This window comes from uncultured Abiotrophia sp. (assembly GCF_938010525.1).
Lineage (GTDB): Bacteria > Bacillota > Bacilli > Lactobacillales > Aerococcaceae > Abiotrophia.
The window spans coordinates 24932-33414 of the sequence record NZ_CALLVK010000008.1 but is presented as its reverse complement, the minus strand read 5'-3'; the positions used below and the strand labels follow the sequence as shown (position 1 = coordinate 33414).

Genomic DNA, 8483 nt, shown 5'->3' with positions numbered 1-8483 from the left:
CTCCGTCAGAACGGTATCCAATGTGTGAATGGCCCGTTTGAGATAGCTCGTATAAGCTAAATCGAAGTCAAATCCTGCTGCCTTAAGCTGGCGTCCCGCTTCATGGGCTTCTGCCAGACCTTTATCCGTCAGTTCTACATCCGTCCAACCTGTAAATAGGTTAAGCCGGTTCCACTCACTTTCGCCATGACGAATTAAAACTAATTGTTTCATAAAGTTTCCTCCTAACATTGGTAGTAGCCATAATGGAATTTGGTATTAGGTCGTTTGATACGTGTCAGACCTAAGTCTTCAAAAATAGAATCTTGATAGTGGGCTTTGACAACGACACGGTGCCTTGCTACCCGCTTGGCCTCTTCCAAAGTTTCTTCAGTCAAGGGTTGCCGATTAGCTAAGAGGCGAATACCATCTAAATTTTTTGATTCTTCGATTCCCACCTTGAACATAGGGTCAAAGTAGACACAATCTATACTCTTATCTGCGGCTTGAGCTAAATAACTTTGGTGGTCTTGACAGTAAGTCACCAAGTCTCTCATGGCTTGAGTAAAACGACTATCTTCCATAACAAAGCGAGATAGCCCATCACTGACAATTAAATGCACCAAGGGATTAGACTCCAAAGCAGTGACCTGGTAGCCAAAATACTGCATCACCAAGCTGTCACTGGCCATCCCCATGGTGGCATCAAGGACACTGGCACCAACTGGACAAGCTAAGGCTTCCAACAAAGGGTCACGCCCGTTAAGTACTCTAAGCCAGGCTGTATTGGGATGGAAAAAGAGCTTCTGCCCCTCCGCATCATAGTAGATTAACTCATTCTTGTTAAGGACTAAGGCACCATCTGCCTGACTATAAATTTGCTTCATGGTACGCTTACCACGGTCTTGATAGATTCCACCGAATAGATTGGATAGTTCCTGGGCCTGCTTTACTAAGTTAGTTTCTTTGTCAATGGCTGTTGTCACAATCAAGGTCATGCTTCCACCTCTTCCTGACCTTTGTCTTGGGAGAAAAAGAGTGTGCGTAACTCATGCCAAGTCCATTGAACCCAGAAGTTGCAAACCGTCACCAAGAAAGCAAAGATAAGCAAGACCACAATCAAGGCTTGTATGCTCAAGAGCCAAGTCTTAAAATCTGAAAAGTTAGTAAGTAGTTGGATACTTTCCCAAGACAAGGTTCTTCTAAGACTAAGTCCAGGGGAACTAGCGGAGGCCATCAAACGAATATCCATCATATAAGCAATGGCAATAGAGCCTATTGCAATCAATAAGGCAATAATCTGGAGGACAGACTTTTCCCTAAAACTCAGATAGTGACGCTCGCGACTAGGACTTTGTTTTCGCTTCTTCTTATTATTATTTTTTCTGTGGTTGGGGCGTTTTACCATGTCTTGCCCTCCTTCCTAGTTTTTTCTTTTTCTCTTTATTGACTGCCAAATATCATAGGCTATATAAATCAGATGTGATGTCACCATATAAAAAATGAAGATAACAATTAGGACCGCCACAAGAGTCAATAGATAGCTGAAAGATTCTGACTCAAGCATCTTTAAGTCCATCAGTCGGTTTACATCGTCATGAAAGATGAAATGTGCCTTCCTGACTGGAACGGGCCAACGACTGAGATAGAAAGCCCAGCTTATGACTAGAGTCAAGGCAATTGATAGCCAGAACATCGTCCATTCTCTGGAATTACGAGGTATTTTCCGGTCTACAGGCCAACCAAATCTTACTGGCTTTTTTTGTTGCTTATTGCCCATAGTTGCCTTTACCCCTTTCCTCTTTACTTTAAGTCTAGCACTTTCAATCAGACTTTTCAATTCAAGCACACCCCTCATCATCTATAGAAAAAAGCCCCTTAAACTAAGGGACTCTTTCTCTATATTTCTTTAAATATCTAGGGCAAATCGACGTTCTAACTTGGCTTGAACCAAGGAATATGCCGTACAAATTAGCCAATAGATGACTGCTACCAAGATATACATGGTCATGAAGTCATGTTCTGAGGCTCCTACTACTTTAGCCTTCTGGAATATCTCTGGCACACTAATAATAGCGGCAATCGAAGAGGACTTAACCAAATCTAGCATAACATTGGATAAGGGGGGAATGGCTAGTCGCGTAGCCTGAGGTATCACCACATAGCGAAGTGACTGTCGATAGGTCAGACCGACAGCAAAGGCTGCTTCCCACTGGCCTTTTTCCACGCCTTCAATACCGGCACGAATAATTTCAGCAGTATAGGCAGAAGCCGTAATGGACAAACCCAAAATGGCAGCCGTGAAGGCCGACATGACAATTCCCATCAGTGGTAAGCCATAATAGATAAAGAACAAAGTAACTAAGAGCGGCACACCACGGAAAAAGGAAATATAGGCAATAGCAATAGCGCGTAAGCCACGCAAAGGCGCTAAACGCAAGAGTGCTAGGCAAAGTCCTCCAAGCGTGGCTAAGAGAAAGCTAGCTAAAGACAAAGTCAATGTATTGCCCAGACCTTGTAGTACTGTTGGCAGTCCTTTGAGCGCCAATTCTGGATTAAAGATATAGTGCCACTTGATAGTCAAGAGCAAATGGGCCATCTTAACGATCCACTTCCACTACAGGTAGATCTTTAAGTTTCTTACCGCCGATCTCTTCCTTCTCAGTTGAAACATCTTCCCCTTCGTAGAACTTCTTAGAAAGTTCTGCCAAGGAACCATCTTTACGCATTTCTTCTAAGACTTGGTTGATTTTTTCTTGTAAGGTCACAGATTCCTTGTTAAGTACGAAGGCTGCCTTACTTGGGTTGTAGAAGACATTCCCTACCTTAGTCTTGAAGTCTGGGAAGAGCTTGTTGGCATTCTTAATGGCAATGGTTTGGACATAGTAATCATTTGGAATGAAGTCAGTCCGACCATTGTGAATGTCCGCAATGTATTGTTCCAAGGTCCCGTTGTCATAGGTTACAGCTTCCGCACCTTTTGCTTCAGCAATGGCCATGTACTTGGTGGTCGCTTCCCCAGCTGCCTTCTTGCCTTTGAAATCATCTAAGGATTTAATGCCAGAGTCATCGGACTCACGAACTACAATAGAACCGAAGCTATATTTAATTGGTGTTGAGAAAAGGAATTCTTTTTCACGCTTAGGTGTGATGTCGTAGTCGTTGGCTACAATATCCGCTTGACCTGACTTAATGGCTGTTAACATACCATCTGTGTTCATTTCTTTGAATTCGAGCTCAAGGTTTAATTTTTCAGCAACCTTACGCAGGATTTCAATGTCATAACCGGTTAAAACATCTTTACCCTCTACTTCTGAGTGGAAAGTTGATGGGTAGTAAGCCCCTGAAGTTGCTACAACAATTTTACCTGATTTTTGGATACGATCCCAAGACTCATCCGCAGCTTGCACCTGATGCACAGGCGCCAATAAAGCTCCCCCTAAAGTAATCAGGCTAGCAGCAGCCACAAGTTTTTTCCATTTCACATTCACCATAATAAACCTCCTAGGTTTTAAGATTTGATTTCATTCTAGCACCTAGAACAGTTACTTTCAACTGTTCTGCTTAATAAATGTCGATTATTTTAGCTGTTCTAGATATAAAATAAAACAGTTTTAATATCTGTACCAACATAAAAAAGGAGCTTAGCTCCTCTTTTCTTATCACAAACTATTGATCTTTGTCTTGCTTTTTATCGTCATCCGTCAGTTCATGGACGGTACGCTTGAATGACACAAACATTTTACCAATTGACTCCCCTAGTTCTGGTAAACGCTTAGGGCCAAAAATTAAGAGCGCACCTAAGACAATCAAAATTAAACCCGGCGCCCCAATATCACGAAGTAATCCCATCTTGCTTCCCTCCTCTTTTCTTACGATACAAAATCCAATGGCTTATTAAAATACTAATCTCATAGAGTCCCACCAGGGGCACTAACATGGCCAAGTCACTGACAAAATCAGCTGGTGTTAAAATAACGGCTAATACCAAGAGCACAAAGTAGGCATAGCGCCGATAGGCACTCAGCCACTTAGGCGACAGCAATCCAATATGGGTCAGAAAAGCGACTAAGACTGGCATCTCAAATAGAAAGCCTAGTGGCAAGGTCACGCCAAAGATAAAATCCAAATAATTTCCAACTGTCAGACGCGTTTCGAAGAGTTCTTGACTCCAATTCAAGAGCACCTGTAACAAGGCCGGAGCCACCAGATAAAAGCCAAAAGCTAACCCCATGATAAAACAAAGAAAGACTGCTGGCAAGTACCAATAAATGGCACGTAACTCCTCTTGTTTGAGAGCCGGCTTGACATAGGCCCAAATCTGATAGGTGACAAAAGGCAGACTCGCACTTAAGGCCACTAAACTGGCCACCTTAACATATAGCCAGAGAATTTCATTAGGTCCCAAGGCTAAGAGTGGCTGGTCCAGAAATTGCGTCACTAAATGGTAAAAAGGGTCTACCAAGAAAATCCCAAGGCAGAACCAGAGGATAAACCAGATTAGGGAAAGAATCAAGCGCGATCTAAATTCTGCCAAATGGCCTACTAAACTGAGATGCTTGCTATCAGCCATCTGTCTTCTCTCCTCTCGACACTAGGAAGAAGACGAACACTAAACCCAAAAGGTATAGAGCTTGGCTAGCCACCGTCCACCACGTTGGGTAAAATCCTAGCCATTCGATGGCCTGTAAGTTACCCCACACAATTGGATTGGCAGGCAAATACTGGGTGACTATAAGCGTATGGATGCTGACCCCCAAAATCTTGAAGGCCAAGACATAAATCCCAATAGTAAGTATCTTAAAGAGCCAAGGAAGTGATAAGCGATTAGCAAGGTACTTGAGTACCAACCAGACAAGCGCTAAAATTAGCGTAGCTAGGCTAATCCCTAGTAGCATCTCCCAGAAGGATATCTTAGACAGTATCCCCACCAAGAAGAGAATAGTCTCTGCACCTTCGCGGAAGACAGCTAAGAAACTGACCCCAAATAAGGTCCAAAGGCGTCCAGTTCTTTGATAAGCGGCCAGTTGGCGATCAATATAGGCTTGCCAAGAAGCTAGGCTTGAGCTCCGATGCAACCAAATTCCTACTAGGGTTAAGGTTACAACAGCAAAGAATCCTGTGACAGCTTCAATGAGCTCTCGCGCCACACCAGAAAAAATTGTTGGTAGGAGCGCCGTTAAAGCCAGAGCCAAGGCAATACTTGCTAAGAGTCCAGTGCCTGTCCCAGCATATACATAAGCTAGGGGGCGTTTGGCCTTGAGTGACCGCAGACTTGCAACTAAAGCAAGTACAATCAACATGGCCTCTAAACCTTCACGCAAGACAATCAGCGTGACATCCCAGTAGGAATACTGGCTAGCCTTATTGATCTGCTTAAGTTCATCTATTAGAGATTCTAGCTTGGTTTGGTAAGTCGGATCCTGTCCCTTGACCATAATAACGGGCGTTTCTTGCTCGACTCGGGTATAAAGTTTATAGTTTCGAGTCGAGACTTCGCCTTCAATACTAGGCCATAGCTCAATAAAGGATTTCATCGTCTCCTTAGCTTGGCTGGTCTGACCTTTGGCAAAGGCTTCTTTAGCCTTTTCTAAAAGTTGCAAACCATCTTTCAAACTGGCAAGATTTGTCCCTGTCGCTGACTCTAATTCTGTGCCCGTCAAGAAATCTTGGATGGCTTGCTTCAAGCTCTGACTGTTAACCTCAATGATTTGGTAATCGACTGGTTCCAATTCAATAGCCGCCCGTAACAAGGCCAAGGAAGTTTCAATTCGATTATAGTGGGCACTGGAAGTTGATCTAACAATGCTTTCATTAGCTGTCCAGCCACTATTGACTTGCTTGTAGGCTAGTTTAACTGACTCTATATCCTGCTTGGCAGTGGCGCTCTCTAATTGCTTAATCAAGGGTGTCAATCTCTTCTCAAGCTTGTCCTTAGCGGCAGATTCATCTACAGGATTCTGCTCCTTGTCAAAGGCCAAGAGCGATCGTGAAATAGCCACAAGCTTATCATGACTCAGGTCTGCCTTAGCTGCTTCAATGGCCAACTGAGTTGCTTGCCCCGCAGGGCTAGACGCTTGGCTTTCTTTGCCAAAAGAACTTTCTAAAGCCTCTAGTTTTTGATGAGCTTGGCTTGAATCGCCCTGCTCTAGTGCCTGAGTCGCTTCTGTCACTTGAATAAAATAGGACTGCAAATCCGTCTTAGCACTAACAAAAGGACTAAAAAGTAAGACAAGAATCAGGGTTAGACAGACAGTTGCTTTATTCAAATAGGCTTTGACCAAGATAGCCACCCTCTTCTACTCCCGGTAGGATAGCAAAGAGGCCACTCCCTACATGGGTAATGTATTCATTTAATTTGTCCTTGGTTCCGAGATTCTTCTGAACCTTAATAAATTGTTGGGGATCCTTTTGGAAGGAAATAAAGAGCAAGCCCGCATCAAATTGCCCCGTACGCGGATCAATACCGTTGGCATAGGAAAAGGCTCTGCGGTAGATCTCCTCGCCCACTTCTTTGGCCAGACGGACATGACAATCTTCTGGAATGACAAGGTTGCCCTTGTCATCTTTTAGTTCTAAATCTACCGGATCAAATTCATCAACCGCTCCAAGAGGCGCCCCACTGTCGCGGTGACGACCAAAGGTATTCTCTTGTTCTTTCAGACTGGTTCGATCCCAGGTTTCAAGATGCATTTGCACACGTCGTACAATCAGATAAGTCCCATTTTTCATCCAATTGTCTTGGTCACACCAAATCACACGGTCAAAATCATCTTGGCTGGTCACATTAGCGGTCCCGTCCTTGAACCCAAAAAGGTTACGAGGGGTAGAGCCCTGGCTGGTAATCGCGGCGTAGCCTGTCTGACTCCATTTAAGGGTCAGGTGTTCTCGTCCCTTGCGTAGCAAATTACGAACCGCATGAAAAGCCACCTGGGCATCTTCTGCGCAAGCTTGGATACAAATATCCCCACCAGTGAAGTCTTCTTGCAATTGGTCACGGGCAAACTTAGGTAGATCCTCTAGCTCAGGCAATTTTTTACTTGTAAGTTTGAGCTTGTCTAAGAAACTGGGACTGACCCCAACCGTAATGGTAAGGCGCTCAGTCCCCATACCAACAGCCTCACCAGTATCGGTAGGCGGTAGCATGGTATTAGATTTATAAGCCTCAACCAGCTCACCCTGCATCATTCGAGCAATATAAGTTGTCCAAGACTTGAAAATACCACGAATCGTCTCCAAATCTTCCGTCGCCATATCCAAGACAGCAAAGTAGACCTGACGCTGAATGGGTGTGGTGATACCTGACTGACGCTTACCATAAAATGGAATTGCTTGGTTTGCCTCTTCCAGGGCTAGAGCATCCTTGGGTGAAGTCCCACCAAAAAGTAATTTCATGATGCTTGGAGCCATCATGGCTCCTGCCCCCATCATGCCCGCCTTTTTGATAAAATCACGGCGGGAAATGGGTTTATCATACCATTTTTCGTCTTCTTTAGCGACCACTTTCATCAGCCTCCAAGATAACGGCCATTTGAGATAGGGGTTCTCCTAACTTAGTGACCGCTTCAGCTAGAGCTTTGGTTTCTTTCTCACTTAAGTCCGTGTAGAGCTTATAGTGGTCAGCATCCACTTTGTGGCTAGCTAAAAGGTCATTAACTGTCTTAAATTTTTCGGTTAGGTTCTTAGCTAATTCAGGGTCCTTGGCAGAAATCTTATCCTTAAAGATATTGAAGATTTTTTCTGCCCCCGCAATATTAGCTTCAAAGTCATAGAGGTCTGTGTGAGAGTAGATTTCCTCTTCTCCGGTAATTTTGCTAGTAGCCACTTCATTCAATAAGTCTACAGCGCCTGTTAGCATGTTTTCAGGTGTTACCTCTACTGTTGCGACTTTGGCCTTAAGCTCCTTAATATCATCAACCAACTGGTTTGCGTAGGACACTGCCGGCTCCGTCTTGCCCTCTTCCCATAGAATTTGTTCGATTTTATGGAAACCAGACCAACCTTCTTCAGTCTGATTATCTTCCACATAGTCTGCAAGGCGGTAATCAATCTTGACATCTGACTCTGCAAAAAGCTCTGCAATAGGTTCAGAACGTTCATAGGACTTACGAATCAAAGGATAAACTTTCTTAGCTTCTTCCAGCTTGCCATCTTGGATTAGCTTAGCAAAGTTTTCAGTATCTTTTAGAAGCTGGTCAATCTCTGCACTAACAAACTTCTTGTAAGCCTCAGTTTCAGCGCTTAAATCTACTGATTGAGCAGAGCTTGACTCCTCAGCTAATACAGAATAGCTAGTTAATGAAACAGTGGCCACTTGAGCTCCTAATAGAGTGAGGACTGCTAACTTCTTCAAATTCTTTTTCATTTACTTTCCCGCCTTTATCGATAGATTTCTTGATAAGACTATCATACCCTATTGTAGCAAGAAAGAATACCCTTTCTAAATAAAAGAGAATAAGTTCTACTAAAGAATTAATTAGTATAACTACGAATAAAGTTCTGCT

At 43.6% G+C, this 8483-nt stretch carries 10 protein-coding genes; all 10 read right to left on the bottom strand.

The window, feature by feature from the left end:
* The coding region (locus tag Q0339_RS01530; RefSeq protein WP_298077019.1) for a 2,3-bisphosphoglycerate-dependent phosphoglycerate mutase at positions 1-213 on the bottom strand (213 nt) is incomplete at its 3' end.
* Positions 214-224: 11 nt separating this feature from the next.
* Positions 225-977 carry a class I SAM-dependent methyltransferase gene (locus Q0339_RS01525; protein ID WP_298077018.1) on the bottom strand — a complete coding sequence of 251 codons (753 nt, stop codon included), beginning with the start codon at positions 975-977 and terminating at the stop codon, positions 225-227.
* Entirely contained in the window at positions 974-1387 is a 414-nt protein-coding gene (locus Q0339_RS01520; RefSeq protein WP_298077017.1) for a hypothetical protein, read from the bottom strand. Before Q0339_RS01520 ends, Q0339_RS01525 begins: the two co-directional genes overlap by 4 nt.
* A 501-nt stretch (positions 1388-1888) precedes the next feature.
* Entirely contained in the window at positions 1889-2578 is a 690-nt protein-coding gene (locus tag Q0339_RS01515; RefSeq protein WP_298077016.1) for an amino acid ABC transporter permease, read from the bottom strand.
* Position 2579: 1 nt separating this feature from the next.
* Positions 2580-3473, bottom strand: a complete 894-nt coding sequence (locus tag Q0339_RS01510; protein ID WP_298077015.1) for a transporter substrate-binding domain-containing protein — start codon at positions 3471-3473, stop codon at positions 2580-2582.
* Between the two features lie 175 nt (positions 3474-3648).
* On the bottom strand, positions 3649-3831 hold the full coding sequence (locus tag Q0339_RS01505) for a twin-arginine translocase TatA/TatE family subunit (RefSeq protein ID WP_298077014.1): 183 nt from the start codon (positions 3829-3831) through the stop codon (positions 3649-3651).
* On the bottom strand, positions 3815-4552 hold the full coding sequence (tatC, locus tag Q0339_RS01500; RefSeq protein WP_298077013.1) for a twin-arginine translocase subunit TatC: 738 nt from the start codon (positions 4550-4552) through the stop codon (positions 3815-3817). The genes Q0339_RS01505 and tatC overlap by 17 nt, the downstream gene beginning before the upstream one ends.
* Complete coding sequence (locus tag Q0339_RS01495) at positions 4545-6248, bottom strand: FTR1 family protein (RefSeq protein ID WP_298077012.1); 1704 nt, start codon at positions 6246-6248, stop codon at positions 4545-4547. The genes tatC and Q0339_RS01495 overlap by 8 nt, the downstream gene beginning before the upstream one ends.
* Positions 6241-7482: an iron uptake transporter deferrochelatase/peroxidase subunit gene (gene efeB / locus Q0339_RS01490; RefSeq protein ID WP_298077011.1), complete on the bottom strand. Its 1242-nt coding sequence runs from the start codon at positions 7480-7482 to the stop codon at positions 6241-6243. The genes Q0339_RS01495 and efeB overlap by 8 nt, the downstream gene beginning before the upstream one ends.
* Positions 7472-8344: an EfeM/EfeO family lipoprotein gene (locus tag Q0339_RS01485; protein WP_298077010.1), complete on the bottom strand. Its 873-nt coding sequence runs from the start codon at positions 8342-8344 to the stop codon at positions 7472-7474. Before Q0339_RS01485 ends, efeB begins: the two co-directional genes overlap by 11 nt.
* Positions 8345-8483 lie beyond the last annotated feature (139 nt).